Source organism: Bacillus sp. N12A5 (assembly GCF_026790125.1).
Classification (GTDB): domain Bacteria; phylum Bacillota; class Bacilli; order Bacillales; family Bacillaceae; genus Bacillus.
Genome location: NZ_JALAMR010000002.1, coordinates 317,367 through 339,246 on the forward strand (window position 1 = coordinate 317,367; position 21,880 = coordinate 339,246).

Sequence of the window (21,880 nt, forward strand, 5' to 3'; positions counted from 1 at the left end):
TATACCTCCTAGCAAACGATATCTCGTGCATCTGATGAGAATGATGTCAGTCTGTATGATATACGGATGCCTAGGCAGAAAGTTTCATAGTACGATCAGGTCTTTTGGTCAATAAAAAGCCTCAGTCCGCTTTTGCGGGCTGAGGCGCTATTTTTTTAAGAAGTTGTTTCTTCTTTTTGATCGAGTTTGATTTTTTTCGTCATTTCTTTGCCGTTTCTGAGGATTTTTACTTCAACGGTGTCACCGATGTTTGCGTCTTTATATAAGATATTGCGCAATTCACTGCCTGTATTGATTTTTTTGCCCTTCAGGCCGATGATAATATCCTCTGCCTTCAATCCAGCCTTTTCAGCAGGAGAGCCGGAAGCGACCTCGCGGATGTATACGCCCTTATTCAGCTGGCTGCCGAACAGACCGAGTGTGCCTTCCTGGTAGTTTTGCGGCACTTGTTCTAAATCAAGCATGCTGACACCGATATACGGACGTTCAATTTGTCCTTTGGACAGCAATTCCTCAGCAATCGGTTTGACGTCGTTGCTTGGAATTGCAAATCCGATGCCCTCAACATCATCTTCACTGATTTTCATGCTGTTAATGCCGACAATTTTGCCGTCTGTATTTAACAACGGACCGCCGCTGTTCCCTGGGTTAATCGCCGCGTCAGTTTGAATCACGTTAATGCTTGTTTGGCCGGCTGATGTTGACATTGAAACCGTTCTGTCCACACCGCTTACAATTCCTTGCGTCACTGTGCGGGACAAGTCTTTTCCGAGCGGATCTCCAATCGCAATGACGGTTTCGCCTGTTCTGAGATCAGATGAATCGCCGAAGCTTGCCACTTTTGTTACGTGGTCATCACTGATTTGGAGGACCGCTAAATCTGTTAACGAGTCACTGCCTACCAGCTTTGCTGTCGCTTCAGTGCCGTCATATAAAGAGACCTTCAGTGAAGATGCTCCTTCTACGACGTGGTTATTCGTAATGATATAAGCCTTGCCGTTCTCTTTTTTGAAAATGACACCCGATCCTGTACCGCTTTCTGTATCTTCACTGGAATCAGATGAGCCAGATCCGAACAAAGAGCTGTTTGACTGAGCCTGAAGATTTGTGATGCCGACAATCGCCGGTGAAAGGTCTTCCACCATATCTGAGATTTTAGAAGAATCCTCGCTCTTGAATGCAGATGAGCCGCTAGCGCTTGATGAGCTTTTGCTAGATTCAGAGGACGTGCTTTTAGCTGTAACTGATTGTGTCTGCTGCTCGCTGGATGACTGTTTTGCAGCGTCCTGAGAATCATGGTCGCCAAGCGGTGTAAACGTGTAAATCCCAAGGGCGAGACTGCCGCCGATCACTCCGCCGAGAAGCGGTCTGAACCATCCGAAGCCTCGTTTTTTCTTCTCCTGATCATGTATGACATTGCGGGCTGAGTAAGAGGTGCTCTGGTCGTTTTCTTTTGCTAGAAAGACCTCATTCTCATTTCCATCCGTTCTGTTTTCGTCACGATAGTTATCCATCATGTTCACTCCGTTTCTCTATTTTCACTCATTTTAATTTGATTATGATAGGTTTATGACTTGAGTTTATCATAAACAAAAACTGTGGGATAAAAATGAAAAGATTATGGGAAATTGTGAAAAAGGGCGGAAAACGGTACACTGTTTATTGTATATGAAAGGACTGAGTCGATGGAACAGATTGGATTGATTGGATATGGCAGCATGGCCGATATGATCGCCAGGCAGCTGTTGAAGCATGAACAAATAAAGGAGAATGATCTTTTTATTGAAACAAAAACGAGGGGGGAGCGGCTGCAGGCGCTGTTGTCAGATTATCCAAACGTATCGGCTGATTCGCTTGAGAACTGGGCCGAAACATGCCGTTTGATTTTGATATGTGTCCCTCCGCTCCATGTCATCGAAACAATGCGCCGTCTGCACCCGTATGTGAACAGGAATACACATATCGTATCCATTGCTGCCGGGGTGCCGCTGCGGCTTTTGGAGGCTGAAACCGAAGCCGGTATATCACGTGTCATTCCGAGCATTACGTCCGAAGCAGAAGCAGGCATCTCGCTTGTCGTTCACGGTGAAGCGCTGGCAACGGATAAAAAAGAACGCCTGAATGCATTGTTATCGGTTTTCAGCCGTGTACATGAAATCAAAGAATCGAATGTGGATGCTGCCAGCAACTTGACGAGCTCGGCACCGGGGTTTATAGCTGCCGTCTTCGAAGAACTGGCGCTGTCTGCTGTCAGAAACAGCAGCCTGTCCAAAGAAGAAGCCTTTGATTTTCTGATTCATTCGCTATACGGAACTGGCAAGATGCTGATCGAAAAGAATATGTCTTTCGAGGAAACGCTGGAACGTGTCGCAACGAAAGGGGGAATTACCGGAGAGGGAGCTGAGGTCATACGCGGCTCTGTGCCGGAAGTTTTTGACCAGGTGTTTGAAAAAACGCTGAAAAAATATGAGCTCCTTACAAAACAGGCAGAGAAACAGACCTGAATCCTTGAAAGAGGATTCTTTTTTTATCACCGAATCGTTGCGATTTTCTCCAGCTATATTGCATTTTTCCTCTTTTTTTAATATAATTTGTTAGAATATTCATAATTTAGTAAAAAAGGAGGAGCGTTATGAAACTGTACATGTCAGTAGATATGGAAGGTATTTCGGGTCTTCCGGACGATACCTTTGTAGATTCCGGCAAGCGAAATTACGAACGCGGGCGGCTCATCATGACTGAAGAGGCAAATTACTGTATCACCTCAGCGTTTAACAGCGGGTGTACCGAGGTGCTGGTCAATGACAGCCATTCGAAGATGAATAATCTGATGATTGAAAAGCTTCACCCTGAAGCAGATTTGATTTCCGGTGACGTCAAACCTTTTTCAATGGTAGAGGGACTGGATGAAACGTTTACAGGCGCTTTGTTTCTCGGTTATCATGCGAGAGCTTCGACTCCCGGTGTGATGTCACACAGCATGATTTTCGGCGTCCGTCATTTTTACATAAACGATCGGCCCGTCGGTGAGCTCGGGTTAAATGCATACGTTGCCGGTTATTATGATGTCCCGGTCATTATGGTAGCCGGAGACGACCGTGCGGCGAAGGAAGCGGAAGAGCTCATTCCGAATGTTACGACAGCCGCTGTTAAACAAACCATTTCAAGATCCGCAGTGAAGTGTTTGTCCCCCGCGAAAGCCGGCCGGCTGCTGACAGAAAAAACCGCCTTTGCCCTGCAAAACAAGGACAAAGTCAAACCGCTCACACCGCCTGACAGACCGGTTCTGAGCATTGAGTTCGCCAATTACGGCCAGGCAGAATGGGCGAATCTGATGCCGGGAACTGAAATAAAGCCGGGAACCACAACCGTTCAATTTCAGGCAAAGGACATGCTTGAAGCCTATCGGGCGATGCTTGTCATGACTGAGCTTGCGATGCGGACATCATTCTGCTAAAGGGGTGTGTTAGGCTTTGGCGCGATACATGATAAAGCGTTTTTGGGCAATGGCAGCTACGATTTTGGTGATTACCACCCTGACTTTTGTTCTCATGAAGGTCATTCCCGGATCTCCTTTTAACGAGGAGAGGGGCACTAATGAAGCCGTACAAAAAAATCTCGAAGCCTACTATCACTTAGACGATCCTCTCATTTTCCAATACATTTTCTACTTAAAATCCATCATTACATTCGATTTCGGACCTTCAATTAAAAAACCGTCAGACAGCGTAAATGATATGCTGGAACGCGGATTTCCCGTTTCCTTTGAGCTTGGAATGACAGCGATTGTCATTGCTGTGATCTCCGGACTGGTGCTGGGCATAGTCGCTGCGCTCCGCCGCAATGGCTTTTTGGATTACGCCGCGATGAGTCTCGCGGTACTCGGTATCTCCATCCCGAATTTTATTTTGGCAACATTGCTTATTCAGCAATTTGCTGTCAATCTCAAACTATTTCCCGCTGCTACATGGACGAGCCCGATCCATATGGTGCTTCCGACCGCAGCGCTTGCTGTTGGGCCAATGGCGATTATTGCGAGGCTTACACGGTCAAGCATGGTCGAAGTCCTGACACAAGATTATATCCGCACAGCAAAAGCAAAAGGGCTTTCTCCGTTCAAAATTATCGTAAAACACGCACTCAGAAATGCACTCATGCCCGTCATTACCGTACTGGGCACACTTGTTGCCAGCATCTTAACAGGAAGCTTTGTCATTGAAGAAATCTTTGCCATTCCCGGAATGGGAAAGTATTTTGTTGAAAGTATTAATCAGCGGGACTATCCCGTGATTATGGGAACGACCGTTTTTTACAGCGTCATTTTGATCATCATGCTGTTTTTGGTCGACTTGGCCTACGGTCTCTTAGACCCGCGCATTAAACTGCATAAGAAAGGGTGAAGCGTGTGAATCTCCCTGTACAAACGGATGAACGCCAGCCAGAGCAGCACATTCAGGTGCCGGATGAGTGGTTTGTTTCAAATCACGAAAAAAATCGGGAAGCCGATTCGGTCAAGCGGCCGAGTTTGTCATACACGCAGGATGCCTGGAGGAGGCTGAAGAAAAATAAATTAGCGATGGCGGGACTTTTTATTCTTTTATTTCTATTTGTCATGGCAGTTATCGGACCTCTTTTATCACCCCATAGTGTCGCGCGCCAATCGCTGGCCGAACAAAACCTCCCGCCCTCAGCCGATCATTGGTTCGGCACCGATGAACTCGGCCGGGATGTGTTTACCCGAACATGGTACGGAGCGAGGATTTCGTTATTTGTCGGAGTCATGGCAGCGCTGATTGATTTTGTGATCGGGGTCATTTATGGAGGCGTTGCCGGCTATAAAGGCGGCAGGACTGACAGCATCATGATGCGGGTGATCGAAGTGCTGTACGGCCTGCCGTATCTGCTTGTTGTCATTTTGCTGATGGTGCTGATGGGGCCTGGGCTGGGCACTATTATTGTGGCGCTGACGGTCACCGGATGGGTCGGCATGGCGAGAATTGTAAGAGGCCAGGTGCTTCAACTGAAAAATTATGAATATGTACTCGCCTCGAAAACTTTTGGAGCGAAAACCTTTCGCATCATCCGAAAGAATCTCCTGCCGAATACAATGGGGGCAATTATCGTACAAATGACATTAACCGTACCTGCCGCTATTTTCGCAGAATCCTTTTTAAGCTTTCTCGGTCTCGGCATACAGGCCCCGTTTGCCAGCTGGGGTGTGATGGCGAATGACGGCCTGCCTACGATTTTATCAGGGCATTGGTGGCGCCTGTTTTTTCCGGCCTTTTTCATTTCATTGACGATGTATGCGTTTAATGTGCTGGGAGACGGATTGCAGGATGCGCTCGACCCTAAGCTGAGGAGGTAGCTATATGGAAAAAGTTCTGTCAGTCAAAAATCTGCACGTTTCTTTTACGACTTACGGCGGTACGGTTCAGGCGGTCAGAGGGGTGACGTTTGATTTATATCAAGGTGAAACCTTTGCAATCGTCGGCGAATCCGGCTGCGGCAAAAGCGTTACCTCCCAAAGCATCATGGGTCTGCTTCCGCCTTATTCGGCGAAAGTGACAGAAGGCAGCATTCGATTTAAAGGAAAAGACCTTTGCCGTCTCTCTGACAAAGAAATGAGAAGCATAAGGGGAGCCGACATTTCTATGATTTTTCAAGACCCGATGACGGCGTTAAACCCGACGCTGACTGTCGGAGATCAGCTGGGGGAAGCGCTTCTGCGCCACAAAAAAATGAGCAAAAAGGCGGTCAGGGAAGAGGTGCTTTCCATGCTGTCATTGGTCGGCATTCCCGATCCCAAAGAGCGCCTGAGGCAGTATCCCCACCAACTCAGCGGCGGCATGAGGCAGCGGATCGTCATTGCGATGGCGCTGATCTGCGAGCCTGACATCTTAATCGCAGATGAACCGACCACTGCTCTTGACGTGACCATTCAGGCACAGATTTTGGAGCTGTTTAAAGAGATTCAGAGAAAAACGAATGTGTCTGTCATTTTGATTACACACGATTTAGGGGTCGTTGCCCAGGTTGCTGACAGAGTTGCCGTCATGTATGCCGGAAAAATAGCGGAAATCGGTACGAGAAAAGATATTTTTTATCAGCCGCAGCATCCATACACAAAAGGGCTGCTGGGCTCTGTCCCGCGTCTGGATTTGGATGGCGCGGAGCTGATTCCGATCGACGGAACACCGCCGGATTTATTTTCACCTCCGCCAGGCTGTCCATTTGCCGCCCGCTGTCCGAACAGGATGATCGTGTGTGACAGGATATACCCGGGGGAGACCATCAGATCTGACACGCACACCGTCAACTGCTGGCTGCAGGATCAACGGGCTGAGCATGCGGCGCTGTCCGGAGATGCGAAGGATTGACCACGAAAAGGGGGAAGAGAATGAAACGAGTGAAAAAGCTTTGGGGGATGGGCCTTGCATTGGGGCTTTCGTTTGCGCTGATGGGATGTACAGCAAACGAACAGGCCGGAAAAGAAAACGGTAGCGACAAAGCAAAAACAAGCGGAGAAAAGGTACTGTATTTAAATAACGAAAATGAACCGACTTCGTTCGATCCGCCGATCGGTTTTAATAATGTGTCGTGGCAGCCGTTGAATAACATCATGGAGGGGCTGACGCGCCTTGGGAAAGATAATGAGCCTGAACCGGCAATGGCAGAAAAGTGGTCTGTGTCAAAAGATAAAAAAACCTACACATTTACGATACGGGAAAATGCGAAATGGACAAACGGAGATCCGGTAACTGCCGGAGACTTTGAATACGCGTGGAAGCGGATGCTTGATCCGAAAAAAGGCGCTTCATCAGCGTTTCTCGGCTATTTTATTGAAGGCGGCGAAGCGTATAACAGCGGGAAAGGAAAAAAAGACGATGTGAAGGTGACGGCAAAGAACGATCGAACCCTGGAAGTAACGCTTGAAGCGCCGCAAAAATATTTTCTCAGCGTCGTATCCAATCCGGCCTATTTTCCAGTTAATGAAAAGGTCGATAAAGAAAATCCGAAGTGGTTTGCTGAGGCGGATACATTTGTCGGGAACGGGCCGTTTAAGCTGACGGAGTGGAAGCATGATGACAGCATCACAATGGAGAAAAGCGACACGTATTGGGATAAAGGCACCGTGAAGCTTGATAAGGTGAAATGGGCGATGGTCAGTGACAGAAATACAGATTACCAGATGTTTCAGTCTGGGGAATTGGATACCGCTTACGTTCCTGCTGAGTTAAGCGATCAGCTGCTGGACCAGGACAACGTCAGCATTGTTGACCAGGCGGGTCTATATTTCTACCGGTTTAATGTGAACATGGAGCCGTTCCAAAATGAAAACATCAGAAAAGCCTTTGCGATGGCTGTGGATCAAGAGGAAATTGTAAAGTACGTCACAAAAAACAATGAAAAACCGGCGCGCGCCTTTGTATCGCCTGGATTTACACAGCCTGACGGCAAGGATTTCCGTGAAGCGGGCGGAGACCTGCTGACGCCAAATGAAAGCAAAGCAAAGCAGCTGCTGGAAAAGGGCATGAAGGAAGAAAACTATGAGAAGCTTCCTGCGATCACCCTTACTTACAGCACAAAGCCGGAGCATAAAAAGATTGCCGAGGCGATTCAGCAAAAATTGAAAAATACTCTTGGCGTCGACGTGAAGCTGGCCAATATGGAATGGAACGTATTTTTAGAGGATCAGAAAGCGCTGAAATTCCAATTCTCTCAAAGCTCATTTTTGCCTGACTACGCCGACCCTATCAGTTTTCTGGAAGCCTTCCAAACAGGAAATTCGATGAACCGCACAGGCTGGGCCAATAAAGAATACGATCAGCTGATCAAGCAGGCGAAACATGAAGCCGATGAAAAAACGCGTTTCTCCCTTATGCATCAAGCAGAAAAGCTGCTGATCGATGAAGCGCCGATTATTCCGGTTTATTTCTATAATCAGGTCAACTTGCAAAACGAAAATGTAAAGGGAATCGTTCGGCATCCTGTTGGCTACATCGATTTAAAATGGGCAGATAAAAACTAACGCCGGCGATTGAGAAAATACTGCTTCTTTAAGTGAAGGAGCGGTATTTTTTCTCTTTCTTGCACGTATACGTAGGGTGCAGAGCAAATGAAAGGAGTGATTCGATTGAATCACAAGCCGAAAGCGCTGAAAAAGGGTGACACAGTCGGAGTGATTGCGCCCGCAAGCCCGCCGGATCCAAAAAAGCTTGAAACCGCGCTTTTATTTTTAGAAGAGCTCGGTCTTCAGGTGAAATTGGGCAAGGCGCTGAAAAACCAGCACGGCTATTTGGCGGGACAGGATGATGAGCGGCTGGCCGATCTCCATGAGATGTTCAGGGACGGGGAGGTAAAAGCAATACTGTGCGCATGCGGAGGTTTTGGGACTGGACGTATCGCCGCCGGCATTGATTTCAGCTTAGTCCGCAAACATCCTAAAATCTTCTGGGGATACAGCGATATTACGTTTTTACATACTGCCATCCATCAAAACACAGGCCTTGTCACCTTCCATGGCCCGATGCTCAGCTCAGATATTGGGCTTGAAGACGTTCACCCGCTGACTAAAGCATCGTATGAGCAGCTTTTCCAAGAGACAGAATTCACCTATACAGAAGAGCTTTCTCCGCTGTCGGTGCTTGTTCCTGGAAAAGCTGAAGGCGAGCTTGTCGGGGGAAATCTGTCTTTGCTGACGTCTACACTGGGCACACCGTTTGAAATAGATACGAGAGGAAAGCTTCTATTCATTGAAGATATTGACGAGGAGCCGTATCAAATTGACCGGATGCTGAATCAGCTGAAAATGGCAGGGAAGCTGACAGAAGCCGCCGGCATTCTTGTTTGTGATTTTCATAATTGTGTCCCGGTGAAGAGAGAGAAATCCCTCTCCCTTGAGCAGGTGCTGGAAGACTATATTGTATCAGCGGGCAAGCCTGCTCTGAGAGGATTTAAAATCGGCCACTGCTCGCCAAGTATCGCCGTTCCGTTCGGCGCAAAAGCGGCTATGAATACAGCAGAAAAAACAGTCGTCATCGAGGCGGGCGTTTCAGAAGGGGCGCTGAAGACATGAAAATCACTCAAATAGAAACAAGCCGAATCGCCGTGCCGCTGACAAAGCCGTTTAAAACCGCACTTCGCACTGTGTATACAGCAGAATCGGTCATCGTAAGGATCACTTATGACAGCGGTGCGATCGGATGGGGAGAAGCGCCTCCGACGATGGTGATTACTGGAGACAGCATGGATAGCATTGAAAGTGCCATTCACAATGTCTTGAAGCCGGCACTGCTTGGAAAAAGCCTGTCCGGCAGTGAGGCCATTTTGCACGACATCCAGCATCTCCTTACAGGAAACCAGAGCGCTAAGGCGGCTGTTGAAATGGCGGTATACGACGGCTGGGCGCAGATGTGCGGAATGCCGTTATACCAAATGCTCGGCGGATACCGAGATACGCTGGAAACGGATTATACCGTCAGTGTCAACTTCCCTGATGAGATGGCAGCGGATGCCGAGAATTATCTCAAACAAGGGTTTCAAACGCTGAAAATAAAGGTCGGAAAGAATGATATTGCAACAGATATCGCTCGTATCCAGGAAATCAGAAAACGTGTCGGGACAGCCGTGAAACTTCGTTTAGACGCCAATCAGGGGTGGACGCCGAAGGAAGCGATAACTGCCATTCGGAAAATGGAGGATGCCGGTCTGGGGATTGAGCTTGTCGAGCAGCCTGTCCATAAAGATGATCTCACTGGTCTCAAAAAGGTGACAGATGCGACAGACACGCCGATTATGGCCGATGAAAGTGTTTTTACGCCGCGGCAGGCGTTCGAAGTTCTGCAAACCCGGAGTGCTGACTTGATTAATATTAAATTGATGAAAGCAGGCGGCATCAGCGGTGCAGAGAAAATCAATGCCATGGCTGAGGCGTGCGGTGTGGAGTGCATGGTCGGCAGCATGATCGAAACAAAGCTGGGCATTACGGCCGCGGCGCATTTCGCGGCAAGCAAAAGAAACATCACACGCTTTGATTTTGACGCGCCGCTGATGCTGAAAACAGATGTCATCAAAGGCGGCATAACTTACAGCGGCAGCACGGTTACGATGCCTGACAGACCGGGTCTCGGAATCACCGGACTGCGCTTTTGAAGGGGGAAATAATAATGATGCACACTGTCATATCAGCAGTGGCCAACATCTGGACAGCACCTGATTCGCCGCGTCCATCAGATCAAATGATGCTTCGTCCGAACGTTTTGATCAGAGACTGGCTGGCGCGTATGACGTATGATGAGCGTCTTGGGTTATGTACAGACAATGTGATCCAAACTCAGGTTCTCTTTGGCGAGAAGGTGCTGGTAACGGGGGAACAGGACGAATGGGTTTCTGTGATCGTGCCGAGCCAGCCATCTCGAAAGGATAGACGCGGATATCCGGGCTGGATGAAAAAGAACCAGCTGAAAAAAACAAGCCCTATTCATACAAAATATAATTTGTTCATCAACAAACCTACTGCCTTTTTGTATAAAAGTAATGGAGAAAAGGAGTTTGAATTGAGCTTTTTGACGGTCCTGCCCTTTATTGCAGAAGAAAACGGATTTTTTAAGGTTGCAACCGCTATTGGGGAAAGGTTTGTGAAGCAAACTGACGCAGAGCCTGTCCGCGAACAGAAAGGGACCGCTGAAGACATCATTCAAACGGGGGCTTCCTTTCTTGGGCTTCCCTACCTGTGGGGAGGGATCAGCGGGTTTGGCTTTGATTGCTCCGGGTTTATGTACAGTATTTTTAAGGCCAATGGTTACAGCATCCCCCGTGATGCAGGTGATCAGGCAAAGGCTGGGGAGGATGTCCCGCTTGGTGATATGAAGGCCGGTGACCTGCTGTTTTTTGCTTATGAGGAAGGAAAAGGAGCGATTCATCACGTCGGTCTGTCCATAGGCGGCGGGAAAATGCTTCATTCTCCAAAGACAGGGAAATCAATCGAAATCCTTTCATTAAAGGAGACAATCTATGAAAAAGAACGATGTGCGGTGCGCCGCTGTTTTTCAGAATAAGGAGGGAGACAAATGACGCCACTGCCTTTGTTAGAGGTCAGCCAGCTGAAAATGCATTTTGAAGCAGGGAAAAAGCGGACAGTCAAAGCCGTCGACGGGGTCACCTTTCAGATTCATGAAGGAGAAACGTTCGGGCTGGTCGGGGAATCTGGGTGCGGGAAATCAACTCTAGGGAGAGTGCTGATGCGCCTTTATGAGCCGACAGAAGGGAGTGTGACCTACCGCGGCACAAATCTTCACGCGCTGAGTGAGAAAGAGCAGTTTGCCTTCAATCGCAAGCTGCAGATGATTTTTCAGGATCCTTACGCTTCACTTAACCCTCGCATGACCGTTCGAGACATTATTTTGGAGCCGATGGAGATTCACAATCTCTATCATACCCATAAAGCGCGGCTTCTCGTCGTGGACGAGCTGCTTGAGTCAGTAGGGCTTCATCCCGATTTTGGCAGCCGTTATCCCCATGAATTCAGCGGGGGACAAAGACAGAGGATTGGGATTGCAAGAGCACTGTCGCTAAATCCTGAGTTTATCGTGGCAGACGAGCCGATTTCTGCACTTGATGTCTCGGTTCAGGCGCAGGTGGTCAACCTGCTGAAGCGGCTTCAAAAAGAGAAAGGGCTCACGTTTTTATTTATTGCCCATGATCTTTCGATGGTGAAGCATATCAGTGACAGGATCGGTGTCATGTATTTAGGGCACATGATGGAAGTTACAGAAAGCGGAACCCTGTATCGTGAACCCCTGCACCCTTATACAAAGGCGCTTTTGTCCTCGATTCCGATTCCAGATCCAGAATTGGAGGACAAGCGTGAGCACATCCTCTTAAAAGGGGAGCTGCCGAGCCCGGTCAATCCGCCGAGCGGCTGCGTGTTTCGAACCCGCTGTCCGGAGGCGATGCCTGAATGCGGGGAGTCCCGTCCCCAGCTTCAAGAGGTCGAAGCCGGCCGATTTGTCGCTTGCCATTTGTATCGACATGCTGAGGCAAAAGAAAAAGTACGGTAAACAAAAAGAGTGGCTCTCATTTTTACGGAGCCACTCCTTGCTTTTATGATTGATGTAAAAATTTCACACAAACCGGGTAAGGGACAGAAACAGTTGATGGAAGCACTGTCAATCGGCCGGTTTCTTTATCTCTTTCAAACAGGACAAGGTTGCCTGTTTCTTCATTTGAAGCCACAAGGAAAGCTTCTGTTGGATCCAATACAAAGTCACGAGGCCAGTTTCCTTCTGTTGAAACTCTTTCCACGAAAGCCAGCTCGCCTGAGTATTGGTTTACTTCAAATACAGCGATGCTGTCATGTCCTCGGTTTGCAACGTAAACAAAACGACCGTCCTGTGTGACATGAATGGCGCTTCCCTGGCTGTTGTCTGTAAAATCATCAGGGATGGCAGAGATGACCTGGATTTCTCTGAATTCGCCGGCTGTCGGATTGTATTCAAGCGCAATCACTTCATTGCTTAATTCTGTCATGACATAAGCGTATTTTTCTTTCGGATGAAAAGCGATATGGCGAGGCCCTGCGCCGGGAGCGAAGGTATGGCTTCCAGATTCAGTCAATACGCCGTCTTTCAGCTTATAGGTGTACAGTTTATCGGTTCCTAAGTCAACCGCTACGACATAGTTGTGTTCAGGTGTGAACCCCGCGTAGTGTGTATGCGGCTTTTCCTGTCTCTCATGCGGCCCTTTTCCCGTGTGAGCAGCTTCTGAAGCTGGTGATTGCAAGCTTCCGTCGCCTTGAATTGGAAAAGCGTGGACCTTCCCGCTGTGATAATTGGCAGTTAATACGAATTGATTTTGATCATTGACGCTGACGTGGCATGGAGACGGCCCTTCAATTAACTGATGATTCAGAAATGTCAATTCGCCGCTGTTTTGATCGATTTGATAGGCAGCCACTCCGCCTTGGCCGTCTGCTTTTTCAATTGAATAAAGAATGGTGTTGTCTTTATTTGGCGTTACATATGTGGGGTTGCCCAGTTTTGCGGCAAGCTTGGGCTCGCTGAGTGTTTTTTTCTCAGTATCAAGCTCAAATGAATAAATCCCTTCGCTTCCGCCTTTTGTATATGTTCCGACATATCCTATGTACTTTGTCATGCGATTTCCCCCTTAAAATGATGTCATCTCTATATTAACGTATCTTGATAAAATAAGCTGTTCAAAACATGAAATAGGGGAATATTCTTCATTCGCCGCGAATCAGCGGCATCGTACAGCATCTGAACGAACCGCCTGATTTAATAATTTCTGACAGGTCGATTTCGATGATGTGATAGCCTCTTTTTGATAACTGTTGATTGACATGACGGTTGCAAGGGAGGCTGATGATTCTTTTTCTTCCGATAGAAAGCACATTGGTGCCAAGCGTAAATTGTTCGTCCTCAGGCACCTCAATGAGGTCATAACGTTTTGCCAGCATGTCAACTGCCTCTGGCTCAAGGGCTTTAGGATAAATTAACGCTTCGCTTTCAGATATGACGTTGAAAACGCAGTCCAAATGCAAAAATTTTTCATGAAGCTGTACTGGAATGACTGTATATTCAGGAAGTTCCTCTTCCAGCTGTCCGATGGCTGATATGTCGGTACGCTGGCTGATTCCGACGTAAACTGTGTCCCCATCAATGATGACGTCACCGCCTTCAATGCTTGTATCAAGCATACGGGTGTAAGAAATGCCTTGATCGTGGAAAAATTCTTTTATGACGGCCTCTTCCCCTTGGCGAATCGGTTCAGTCATGCTCGAGAGGAAGGCTTTTTCTCCGATGACAAATCCTATGTCGCGGGTGAAGACCTGCTCGGGGAGTCCGTCGCGGACCGGCAAAAGGATAACGTCGATGTTGTGTGACCTGAGTGCTTCAACCAGGCGGCGGTGCTGATCGGTGGCGGTTTTTACATGAATATTGTCATCTTCAAAATGTTTTTGGGTTTCGTTTATGACATCTTTTATGGTCATATGCTCCGGTTTGCATAAAATCACTTTCTCAAGTGTGCCGTATTCCGTTCGGCAGACTGTTTTGCGGTGATGTTTCGGGATGGATACATCCATTTGTTTCTCCTCCTGACCTTGTGAAGAATACATTTATTATTCCCTCATCATCAAAATCATTAAACGTTTTAGAAAGAAAACCTGGCAGACAAAGCATTTTAAATTTTAGACAAATAGCAGAGAATATTGTTTAATAGGAGAATATGAGTGCATTTAGCTAAACAATCAGACATCAAAGGGGAGAAAGGTATGGAAACACCGGAAACTAAATTTTGTAAAGAGTCAAAGGTTGTAAAAACCAGCAGGGTGTTCCCGCTTGATACGAACAACCATAATACGCTGTTTGGCGGAAAATTAATGAGCTACATAGATGATATAGCTTCTATTTCCGCGGCGCGCCATTGCAGACGGGAAACCGTAACGGCTTCGATGGACTCGGTAGATTTTCTGAAGCCGATCGGACAAAAGGATTCTGTCTGCTTGGAATCCTATGTCACATGGGTCGGCACTTCCTCCATGGAGGTGTTTGTAAAAGTCATAAAGGAGCATTTGATGACTGGCGAAAGGGAGCTTGCCGCGACATCTTTTTTGACGTTTGTCGCACTGGATTCAAATGGAAAGCCGGTGCCTGTACCGAGAGTTGTACCGGAAACAGAAGAAGAAATCATGCTGCATAATACAGCCGTTCAGCGCGCCAATGAACGAAAGAACCGCAAAAAACACAGCCAGGCGCTTGCGAATGCGCTGGGAACTGAAAAACCTTGGTAATCGTTAAACCCAAAACGTAAGTTTTGGGTTTTTTTGTGCTTTTCATTTTTCGATGGTGATTATTGCAGTGGTTAGTCAGTTTTTGCTAGGGGATTCTATAAAAAAGCAACAATTGTCATGTTGAATTGATAATTTTATGACAACTTTATAAAAGATTCATTTTATATATATCTTTTATTCATAACATCATGTATTTTAAAGATATATTTAAAATACATCTTTTTGAAAGGATTGTTTAAACAATGTTAGATCAGAAAACAATCGAAATCATTAAAAGTACTGTACCCGTATTACAACAGCATGGAGTAGCGATCACTGGCCGTTTTTACGATCTGATGTTTCAAGACCATCCAGAGCTTCTGAACATTTTTAATCAAACAAACCAAAAGAAAAAAACACAGCGTACTGCACTTGCAAATGCCGTTATTGCAGCTGCAGCAAATATTGACCAGCTTGGAAATATTATTCCGGTCGTCAAACAAATCGGGCACAAGCACCGCAGTATTGGAATCAAGCCTGGACATTATCCGATCGTCGGCAAATATTTGCTGATTGCGATTAAAGACGTTCTGGGAGATGCTGTAACACCCGATATTATGCAGGCATGGGAGAAAGCGTACGGCGTTATCGCTGATGCGTTCATCGGAATGGAAAAAGAAATGTATGAACAGGCGGAGAAGCAAGCTGGCGGCTGGAAGGAGTATAAGCCGTTCGTCATCGCGAAGAAAGAGCGGGAAAGCAAAGAAATTACATCCTTCTATTTGAAGCCGGAGGACGGCAAGCCGTTACCAGAATTTCAAGCAGGACAATATATCAGCATCAAAGTGCGTATTCCTGGTTCTGAATATACGCATATTCGTCAATACAGCCTGTCTGATATGCCGGGAAAAGATTACTATCGAATCTCAGTGAAGAAAGACGGTGCCGTATCGTCCTATTTACACGATGGGCTGCATGAGGGAGATTCAATTGAGATCAGCGCACCGGCAGGGGACTTTGTTTTAGATGCTTCCTCACAAAAAGATCTCGTTCTGATCAGTGCCGGAGTTGGCATTACACCAATGATCAGCATGCTGAAAACGTCTGTTTCCAAGCAGCCTGAACGGCAGATTCTGTTCATTCACGCCGCGAAAAACAGTGAATATCACGCATTGCGACATGAGGTGGAAGAAGCAGCAAACCATTCCTCTGTCAAGACAGCATTTGTGTATCGTGAGCCGACAGAGGAAGACCGTGCAGGTGATCTTCAATTTCATGAAGGGCAGATTGATCAGCAATTCCTTAAGGAGCTGATTGCCAATACAGATGCGGATTATTATATTTGCGGATCACAACCATTTATTACAGCAATGCATAAACTTGTGTCAGGCCTTGGATCAGCACCGGAGTCTATCCGTTACGAGCTGTTTGGCCCGCAATTAAGTATGGCACAGTCTGTTTGATCACATAAAAGAAACTCTTCTCTTTTCTGAGAAGAGTTTTTTTATTGAGATAGAAGGAGCGAACAAGCGCCTGCTTCTACATTCGGACAATCACTGATCCTCCGCCGCCGTTTGTGCATACACGGTTTTGCTGTTCTTGCATTGTTCTCAGCAATTCATTGTTTACCTCAATCGCTCTGATTAGCTGCTCCATTCTTAGCTCTAAGCCGGCTAGCCTGTCGATTGTCTGATGCTGCTGATAGTCTGCGGGCTGAGGAGCCAATGGTACATCATAGGGCCAATGGGTATTCGACTTCTGATTCTTCATGTTGTGCCTCCAATCTATGTTGCTTTCTATTTATGGTATGTGCCGGAGAAATGCACGTTCGCCTATTTCTAACACTGAAAATGGTGTGAGGTATAGCGCTTCTGCCTCAGGGCAAAATAGGCTCAATATGACTAGGGTGATGGAGGTAAAGGTCGGTGTTGTGGATCGTATGGTCATTTTTACTGAAACCAGTTATCGTATTTTCGATTGCGTATATTTTGTTTCGGCTTGCCGGCAAAAAAGCTGTGTCTCAAATGAACAATTTTGATCTGCTTTTGACATTCGCAATCGGAACCATTATCAGTGAGCCGATTCTTACATCCAGGCTGCCGATGTCGATTTATTACGCGGGCACTTTTTTGGTGCTTTATCTTATAATGAGCAAGCTAGCTCTTTCTAATAGATGGCGATGGCTGCTGGTCGTAAGCCCGACTGTCTTAATCAGAAACGGGGATATTGATGAACGCGGCCTGCGTAAAGAAAGGCTGACTGTTAATGAACTGCTCGGAAAACTTAGGGAAAAGGGCTATGCGGATCCGGCCGACATTGATCTTGCCATTATTGAAGAAACGGGAGAAGTAAGCGTCATTCCAAAAGAGGAAGCGAGAGCGGTGCAGGTGCGGGATTTGAATATGGAGGCTGAACGGAATTTTATCCCGATTCCCCTTATACTGGACGGCGAAATCCTTGATCATAATTTAAAGTACCTTCAAAAAAACCGAGCCTGGCTGTTTGAGAAGCTTGAGGAAAAAGGGTGCAGCCCTAAACTTCTGTCCTCGATCACACTTGGAACGATGAATGCCCGCGGCGACATATCGCTTGATTTACATACCTCAAACGAGCCGCGGCATGATCCTTATTTGTATAAACCGGGAAATAACAATTGAGATTGCTCTCTATTTTACTGAGAGCTTTTTTCTTTTTAAAGGGAATTTTTGTTTGGTGTCAAATGTACCTAGTTAGGGGGGACGACACATGAAGGACTTAATCATTAGAAACGACATGGCGCCGACGGTCTGCCTGCTTTATTCCGCTGTGGAAGAAAACAGTCTCCGTCTGGCTTCTATCGTAAGCCGCATGACACACAGTGAGCTTTATTATAAGGGGCGCTGTCAAACAAAAAACAGCACGGTCCAACTTTTGCACCACATCGCAAATGTTGATATCAGATGGGTCTGGCGTATTAAGGAAAACCGGATACCTGAGCATATTGAACAGGTTTACGGACCGATGACAGATGAAAACGGACAGCTGCCTGAACCGGAGAATCAGCCCGAATTGGATGAACTTCTGAAAAGACATCAGCATGTGGTAAACGAGCTGAAGTCGGTATGTTTCGCCTTAACAGAAGAAGATTTGCATCAGACGATTTTTTACGATGGTAACAGCGCAACTGTAAGATGGGGCATATGGCATATGGCGGATCATAATCGTTATCATCAAGCACATATTGAAGCCCTCAAAAAAGAATGGAAGCAGGATATGGCAAAATATGAGCGCTAAAACGAAGCTTGTGACCGGCCGAATTCGTTTGCGCTGTATGGAAGATCATGATCAGGCCTCTTTGTTTGAGCTGTTTAACGATCCTGACGTTATGAAATTTTATTCCGGGTTAAAAGATAAAAGGCAAACACGCGAGTGGATCAATTGGAACAAAAGAAATGAAAAAGGATACGGCGTCAGTCTGTGGATCGCCGAAGACATACGGACAGAGGATTTTTTGGGGCAATGCGGCATCGTTCCTCAGCAGGTCGACAATCAAACAGTAATGGAAATCGGCTATATGTTTGCCCGACGCCACTGGGGGAAAGGCTATGCGCAGGAAGCGGCTCGAGCCTGTCTGGACTACGGCTTCAACGAGCGGCAGTTCGGCAAAATGACGGCTTTGATTGACCCGGATAACAAAGCGTCCATACGGGTAGCGGAGAAAATTGGCATGCTATACAGCAGAACGATCAGAAAGTGGAATAAACCGATCGCGGTATATGAAAGAAAATCTTACAATTGAAAGAAGGTGTAAAGTTGTAGTATCATATTTGTCAGGTAAAGTTTTCTAGGGTTCCGCATGTGAATGAACATGGACTGGTCCGAGAGAAAGCACATACGCGTAAATAATAGCGCGTATGCACACGGAGGGAAAAAAGCCCGGGAGAGTCAATCTCATGTGAGACGACTGTCCGGGGTTTTTTTGTTTTCTGAAAATCTTAGCAGATAGAAAGGAATGGCGTAAAATGAAATGGGGATTGGTCGTGCTTGCCGCTGTTTTCGAGGTTGTTTGGGTGATAGGCTTGAAGCATGCTGACTCAGCTTTAACATGGAGCGGCACTGCCATCGGCATCTTATGTAGCTTTTATCTTCTCATAAAGGCGACTCACAGTCTGCCTGTTGGAACCGTGTACGCCGTCTTTACCGGACTCGGAACAGCCGGAACTGTGCTGAGTGAAATCGTTCTGTTTCATGAACCGGTTGGATGGCCGAAGCTATTGTTAATTGGTGTGCTCCTAATCGGTGTAATCGGATTGAAGCTTGTGACACAGGATGAGGCAGAGGAAAAAGGAGGCGAGGCATAATGCTGCATTGGATCAGTTTATTGTGCGCGGGCTGTTTGGAGATGGCCGGTGTTGCCCTTATGAATCAATATGCGAAAGACAAAAGCGTGAAATGGGTGCTGTTGATCATTGTTGGTTTTGCCGCTTCATTTTCCCTGCTGTCATATGCAATGGAAGCCATTCCGATGGGTACCGCTTACGCCGTCTGGACAGGCATTGGCACAGCCGGCGGCGCGCTTGTCGGCATCCTCTTTTACAAGGAGCCGAAAGACGCCAAACGGATCTTCTTTATCGCCTTGATTTTATGCTCAGCGATCGGTTTAAAAATTCTGTCATAAATTGATTTTTATCAAATCTTCAGTATAATGGATAAATAGTTTAGACTTAACAAGATAAGAGGGATTATTCATGAAATCATATATGACTCAGCGGTTAAACGAATACCGTGACGGGAATGAGGATAAAGGGCGCCTTTTGGTCAGCTGTCCTGATCAGCCGGGGATCGTTTCTGCGGTTTCTGCGTTTTTATTTGAACACGGCGCAAATATTATAGAATCCAATCAATATACGACAGACCCTGAAGGCGGCCGCTTCTTCCTGAGAATCGAATTCGACTGTGCGGGCATTCATGAGAAAAAAGAAACGCTGCAGGAGGCGTTTGCGCCAATTGCGGAAAAATTCGACATGACATGGAGCTTAACATTGGCAAGTGAACTGAAGCGCGTCGCCATCTTTGTCTCAAAGGAGCTTCACTGTCTGCATGAGCTGATTTGGGAATGGCAAACAGGCAACCTTATGGCGGAAATCGCTGTTGTTATCAGCAACCATGAGGATGCGAGAGAGCTTGTTGAGCGGCTGAACATTCCATTCCACTATATGAAAGCAAACAAAGACATCAGAGCGGAAGTCGAAAAGAAGCAGCTTGAACTGCTTGAGCAATACGAGATTGATGTAATCGTTCTCGCACGCTATATGCAGATCTTAACTCCTGACTTTGTCTCGGCTCATCCGAATCGCATCATCAATATCCACCATTCGTTCCTGCCTGCTTTTATCGGCGCGAATCCGTATAAACGTGCTTACGAGCGCGGCGTGAAACTGATCGGAGCGACATCTCACTACGTCACAAACGATCTGGACGAAGGGCCGATCATTGAACAGGATATTGAGCGCGTAGATCACCGCGATAATACAGAGGCGCTGAAAAACATCGGCAGAACAATTGAGCGCAGCGTGCTTGCACGTGCTGTAAAATGGCATTTGGAAGACCGTGTCATCGTTCATGAAAACAAAACAATCGTCTTTAACTAGACTGCAAGAGCCCGCGCCATGCGGGCTCTTTTGGGTGACAAAAAACCTTGACAAGTGCCTTTTTTCTTTGCATAATATAAAAAAATCATTGAGCGTTGAAGAGGATTAGTAAGCAGACCTTTCTGTGACAGAGAGCAAAATGAATCGCTGAAACATTTTGCCGCATGAAACCTGCTGAACCTGCCTTGGAGTCTTAGGGGGAAAACCTAGGCGCGTAACCTGGCGTTACAGGAGAGCGGAGCGTGCATAAGCGCGTTCAATCAAGGTGGTACCACGGAAACCCATTTCGTCCTTATGAAACAGGATGAAATGGGTTTTTTTATTGTAAGTTGGCTGGCGAAGAGCCGCGGAGGAGAATAAATGAAAAAACAAAGAATAGTAGTGAAAATAGGAAGCAGTTCGCTGACGAACAGCAACGGAAGCATTGATGAAGCGAAAATCAGAGAACATGTTCAGGCCATTTCCCTGTTGAAGAAAGCGGGACATGAAATGATTTTGATTACTTCAGGAGCCGTAGCGGCGGGGTTTTCCAGCCTTGGTTATCCGTCCCGTCCCGTTACCATCAAAGGAAAACAGGCGGCGGCCGCGGTCGGACAAACACTATTAATGCAGCAATATATGAATCAATTCAAACAATACGCACTGACTCCGGGACAAATCCTTTTAACGAGAAATGATTTTTCGAAAAGAGAACGGTACCGAAACGCGTATGCAACGATTATGGAATTACTCGAGCGCGGCGTTATTCCCATTATCAATGAAAACGATTCTACATCTGTTGAAGAATTGACATTCGGGGATAATGATATGCTTTCTGCGTTAGTCAGCGGATTGATTCATGCGGACCAGCTTATGATTCTCACTGACATCAACGGACTGTATGATGCCAATCCGAATGAAAATCCTGAGGCGAAACGTTTTGATTATTTGCCGGAAATTACGCCTGAATTGCTGGGATATGCAGGATCAGCCGGATCAAAGGTCGGCACCGGCGGTATGAAATCAAAGCTGTTAGCCGCACAAACTGCGCTGTCTCTCGGAGTGAAGGTGTTCATTGGTACAGGTAGCGGAGAGCAAAAGCTGGCAGACATTTTGGACGGCAGGGGAGACGGCACTTATATCGGAGACAAAGAACTATCCTCGGTCAACAACACGAGACAGTGGATACAGTTCCACTCGCCGATATCAGGAGAGATCCTCATTGATGCTGGTGCCGAGGAGGCGATGATCCATAAGGGAAGCAGCCTGCTGCCGGCTGGCGTTGTAGGTGTGAACGGGAGCTTTCCGAAAGGGGCCGTCGTGGAAGTCAGGGGACCGGGCGGCGTAATCGGCAAAGGCCAGACGCATTACTCCTCCGAGGAGATTATGGAGGCTAAAGGCAAACGAAGTGATGAACTTGATTTTGAAAAAACGTTTGAGGTTATTCATAGGAATGACTGGGTCAATTTAAAAGACTAGG

The 21,880-nt window shown here is 46.9% G+C and carries 22 protein-coding genes, 1 pseudogene, 1 riboswitch and 1 other annotated feature; of the genes and pseudogenes, 19 read left to right on the forward strand and 4 right to left on the reverse strand.

Translation table 11 applies throughout. The annotated features are described in order from the left end of the window. Nucleotides 1–155 precede the first annotated feature (155 nt). A complete protein-coding gene (htrA, locus tag MOC09_RS02035; protein ID WP_268369378.1) occupies nt 156–1,514 on the reverse strand; it encodes a serine protease HtrA in 1,359 nt (452 codons plus the stop codon). A 171-nt stretch (nt 1,515–1,685) separates the two neighbouring features. Here htrA and proG point away from each other — a divergent pair, with 171 nt between their 5' ends. The 10 genes and pseudogenes from proG to MOC09_RS02085 all read left to right on the forward strand — a co-directional run bounded on the left by proG (nt 1,686) and on the right by MOC09_RS02085 (nt 12,062). Beyond that, a complete protein-coding gene (gene proG / locus MOC09_RS02040; RefSeq protein WP_268369380.1) occupies nt 1,686–2,504 on the forward strand; it encodes a pyrroline-5-carboxylate reductase ProG in 819 nt (272 codons plus the stop codon). A gap of 128 nt (nt 2,505–2,632) precedes the next feature. After that, nucleotides 2,633–3,457, forward strand: a complete 825-nt coding sequence (gene dppA / locus MOC09_RS02045; protein WP_268362921.1) for a D-aminopeptidase DppA — start codon at nt 2,633–2,635, stop codon at nt 3,455–3,457. Nucleotides 3,458–3,473: 16 nt separating this feature from the next. Then, on the forward strand, nt 3,474–4,400 hold the full coding sequence (dppB, locus tag MOC09_RS02050; protein WP_268362920.1) for a dipeptide ABC transporter permease DppB: 927 nt from the start codon (nt 3,474–3,476) through the stop codon (nt 4,398–4,400). A gap of 5 nt (nt 4,401–4,405) precedes the next feature. Next, entirely contained in the window at nt 4,406–5,368 is a 963-nt protein-coding gene (gene dppC, locus MOC09_RS02055) for a dipeptide ABC transporter permease DppC (protein WP_268367040.1), read from the forward strand. Between the two features lie 4 nt (nt 5,369–5,372). Then, the gene (locus tag MOC09_RS02060; RefSeq protein WP_268367041.1) at nt 5,373–6,380 is read left to right on the forward strand and encodes an ABC transporter ATP-binding protein; all 1,008 of its coding nucleotides are present in this window, start codon (nt 5,373–5,375) and stop codon (nt 6,378–6,380) included. A 20-nt stretch (nt 6,381–6,400) separates the two neighbouring features. Next, nucleotides 6,401–8,032 (forward strand): dipeptide ABC transporter substrate-binding protein DppE, encoded by a 1,632-nt coding sequence (gene dppE, locus MOC09_RS02065; RefSeq protein ID WP_268367042.1) that lies wholly within the window; start codon nt 6,401–6,403, stop codon nt 8,030–8,032. Nucleotides 8,033–8,119: 87 nt separating this feature from the next. Further along, on the forward strand, nt 8,120–9,079 hold the full coding sequence (locus MOC09_RS02070; RefSeq protein ID WP_268367043.1) for a S66 peptidase family protein: 960 nt from the start codon (nt 8,120–8,122) through the stop codon (nt 9,077–9,079). Then, nucleotides 9,076–10,163 (forward strand): annotated as a pseudogene (gene ykfB, locus MOC09_RS02075) (L-Ala-D/L-Glu epimerase); the annotation flags it as partial. The gene MOC09_RS02070 and the pseudogene ykfB, both read left to right, overlap by 4 nt. Nucleotides 10,164–10,169: 6 nt before the next feature. Next, nucleotides 10,170–11,060, forward strand: coding sequence for a C40 family peptidase (locus MOC09_RS02080; protein ID WP_268369540.1), 891 nt, complete (start codon nt 10,170–10,172; stop codon nt 11,058–11,060). 12 nt (nt 11,061–11,072) lie between these two features. Then, nucleotides 11,073–12,062, forward strand: coding sequence for an oligopeptide/dipeptide ABC transporter ATP-binding protein (locus MOC09_RS02085; protein ID WP_268369383.1), 990 nt, complete (start codon nt 11,073–11,075; stop codon nt 12,060–12,062). Nucleotides 12,063–12,105: 43 nt separating this feature from the next. Here the strand turns inward: MOC09_RS02085 and pgl are convergent, their stop codons facing one another. Then, complete coding sequence (gene pgl / locus MOC09_RS02090) at nt 12,106–13,155, reverse strand: 6-phosphogluconolactonase (RefSeq protein WP_268369385.1); 1,050 nt, start codon at nt 13,153–13,155, stop codon at nt 12,106–12,108. 88 nt (nt 13,156–13,243) lie between these two features. Beyond that, nucleotides 13,244–14,104, reverse strand: coding sequence for a dimethylarginine dimethylaminohydrolase family protein (locus MOC09_RS02095; protein ID WP_268369387.1), 861 nt, complete (start codon nt 14,102–14,104; stop codon nt 13,244–13,246). 189 nt (nt 14,105–14,293) lie between these two features. Between MOC09_RS02095 and MOC09_RS02100 the strand changes: the two genes are divergently transcribed. Both MOC09_RS02100 and hmpA read left to right on the forward strand, forming a co-directional pair. Beyond that, entirely contained in the window at nt 14,294–14,812 is a 519-nt protein-coding gene (locus MOC09_RS02100) for an acyl-CoA thioesterase (RefSeq protein WP_041520929.1), read from the forward strand. A 242-nt stretch (nt 14,813–15,054) separates the two neighbouring features. Then, nucleotides 15,055–16,254, forward strand: a complete 1,200-nt coding sequence (gene hmpA, locus MOC09_RS02105) for an NO-inducible flavohemoprotein (protein WP_268369389.1) — start codon at nt 15,055–15,057, stop codon at nt 16,252–16,254. 76 nt (nt 16,255–16,330) lie between these two features. Here the strand turns inward: hmpA and MOC09_RS02110 are convergent, their stop codons facing one another. Continuing rightward, nucleotides 16,331–16,561 (reverse strand): hypothetical protein, encoded by a 231-nt coding sequence (locus tag MOC09_RS02110; protein WP_268367047.1) that lies wholly within the window; start codon nt 16,559–16,561, stop codon nt 16,331–16,333. A 155-nt stretch (nt 16,562–16,716) separates the two neighbouring features. Between MOC09_RS02110 and MOC09_RS02115 the strand changes: the two genes are divergently transcribed. From MOC09_RS02115 to proB, 7 genes are all read left to right on the forward strand, one after another. Then, entirely contained in the window at nt 16,717–17,448 is a 732-nt protein-coding gene (locus MOC09_RS02115) for a DUF421 domain-containing protein (RefSeq protein WP_268367048.1), read from the forward strand. Between the two features lie 88 nt (nt 17,449–17,536). Beyond that, a complete protein-coding gene (locus tag MOC09_RS02120) occupies nt 17,537–18,064 on the forward strand; it encodes a DinB family protein (RefSeq protein ID WP_268369391.1) in 528 nt (175 codons plus the stop codon). Beyond that, nucleotides 18,054–18,569 (forward strand): GNAT family N-acetyltransferase, encoded by a 516-nt coding sequence (locus MOC09_RS02125; RefSeq protein ID WP_268369394.1) that lies wholly within the window; start codon nt 18,054–18,056, stop codon nt 18,567–18,569. The genes MOC09_RS02120 and MOC09_RS02125 overlap by 11 nt, the downstream gene beginning before the upstream one ends. A gap of 34 nt (nt 18,570–18,603) precedes the next feature. Further along, nucleotides 18,604–18,715, forward strand: a riboswitch (guanidine-I (ykkC/yxkD leader). Nucleotides 18,716–18,792: 77 nt separating this feature from the next. Next, nucleotides 18,793–19,131 (forward strand): multidrug efflux SMR transporter subunit YkkC, encoded by a 339-nt coding sequence (gene ykkC / locus MOC09_RS02130; RefSeq protein ID WP_268359696.1) that lies wholly within the window; start codon nt 18,793–18,795, stop codon nt 19,129–19,131. Further along, on the forward strand, nt 19,131–19,448 hold the full coding sequence (gene ykkD, locus MOC09_RS02135; protein WP_268359693.1) for a multidrug efflux SMR transporter subunit YkkD: 318 nt from the start codon (nt 19,131–19,133) through the stop codon (nt 19,446–19,448). The genes ykkC and ykkD overlap by 1 nt, the downstream gene beginning before the upstream one ends. Before the next feature lie 70 nt (nt 19,449–19,518). Beyond that, nucleotides 19,519–20,421, forward strand: a complete 903-nt coding sequence (purU, locus tag MOC09_RS02140; protein ID WP_268369397.1) for a formyltetrahydrofolate deformylase — start codon at nt 19,519–19,521, stop codon at nt 20,419–20,421. Nucleotides 20,422–20,507: 86 nt separating this feature from the next. Next, nucleotides 20,508–20,718: a binding site (T-box leader), on the forward strand. A gap of 63 nt (nt 20,719–20,781) precedes the next feature. Next, a complete protein-coding gene (gene proB, locus MOC09_RS02145) occupies nt 20,782–21,879 on the forward strand; it encodes a glutamate 5-kinase (RefSeq protein WP_268359689.1) in 1,098 nt (365 codons plus the stop codon). Nucleotide 21,880 lies beyond the last annotated feature (1 nt).

Coding starts and splice junctions, on each gene's coding strand:
- htrA (WP_268369378.1), bottom strand. CDS start 1,514: ATGGATAACTATCGTGACGAAAACAGAACGGATGGAAATGAGAATGAG.
- proG (WP_268369380.1), top strand. CDS start 1,686: ATGGAACAGATTGGATTGATTGGATATGGCAGCATGGCCGATATGATC.
- dppA (WP_268362921.1), top strand. CDS start 2,633: ATGAAACTGTACATGTCAGTAGATATGGAAGGTATTTCGGGTCTTCCG.
- MOC09_RS02060 (WP_268367041.1), top strand. CDS start 5,373: ATGGAAAAAGTTCTGTCAGTCAAAAATCTGCACGTTTCTTTTACGACT.
- dppE (WP_268367042.1), top strand. CDS start 6,401: ATGAAACGAGTGAAAAAGCTTTGGGGGATGGGCCTTGCATTGGGGCTT.
- MOC09_RS02070 (WP_268367043.1), top strand. CDS start 8,120: ATGAAAGGAGTGATTCGATTGAATCACAAGCCGAAAGCGCTGAAAAAG.
- MOC09_RS02080 (WP_268369540.1), top strand. CDS start 10,170: ATGATGCACACTGTCATATCAGCAGTGGCCAACATCTGGACAGCACCT.
- MOC09_RS02085 (WP_268369383.1), top strand. CDS start 11,073: ATGACGCCACTGCCTTTGTTAGAGGTCAGCCAGCTGAAAATGCATTTT.
- pgl (WP_268369385.1), bottom strand. CDS start 13,155: ATGACAAAGTACATAGGATATGTCGGAACATATACAAAAGGCGGAAGC.
- MOC09_RS02095 (WP_268369387.1), bottom strand. CDS start 14,104: ATGGATGTATCCATCCCGAAACATCACCGCAAAACAGTCTGCCGAACG.
- MOC09_RS02100 (WP_041520929.1), top strand. CDS start 14,294: ATGGAAACACCGGAAACTAAATTTTGTAAAGAGTCAAAGGTTGTAAAA.
- hmpA (WP_268369389.1), top strand. CDS start 15,055: ATGTTAGATCAGAAAACAATCGAAATCATTAAAAGTACTGTACCCGTA.
- MOC09_RS02110 (WP_268367047.1), bottom strand. CDS start 16,561: ATGAAGAATCAGAAGTCGAATACCCATTGGCCCTATGATGTACCATTG.
- MOC09_RS02120 (WP_268369391.1), top strand. CDS start 17,537: ATGAAGGACTTAATCATTAGAAACGACATGGCGCCGACGGTCTGCCTG.
- MOC09_RS02125 (WP_268369394.1), top strand. CDS start 18,054: ATGAGCGCTAAAACGAAGCTTGTGACCGGCCGAATTCGTTTGCGCTGT.
- ykkC (WP_268359696.1), top strand. CDS start 18,793: ATGAAATGGGGATTGGTCGTGCTTGCCGCTGTTTTCGAGGTTGTTTGG.
- ykkD (WP_268359693.1), top strand. CDS start 19,131: ATGCTGCATTGGATCAGTTTATTGTGCGCGGGCTGTTTGGAGATGGCC.
- purU (WP_268369397.1), top strand. CDS start 19,519: ATGAAATCATATATGACTCAGCGGTTAAACGAATACCGTGACGGGAAT.
- proB (WP_268359689.1), top strand. CDS start 20,782: ATGAAAAAACAAAGAATAGTAGTGAAAATAGGAAGCAGTTCGCTGACG.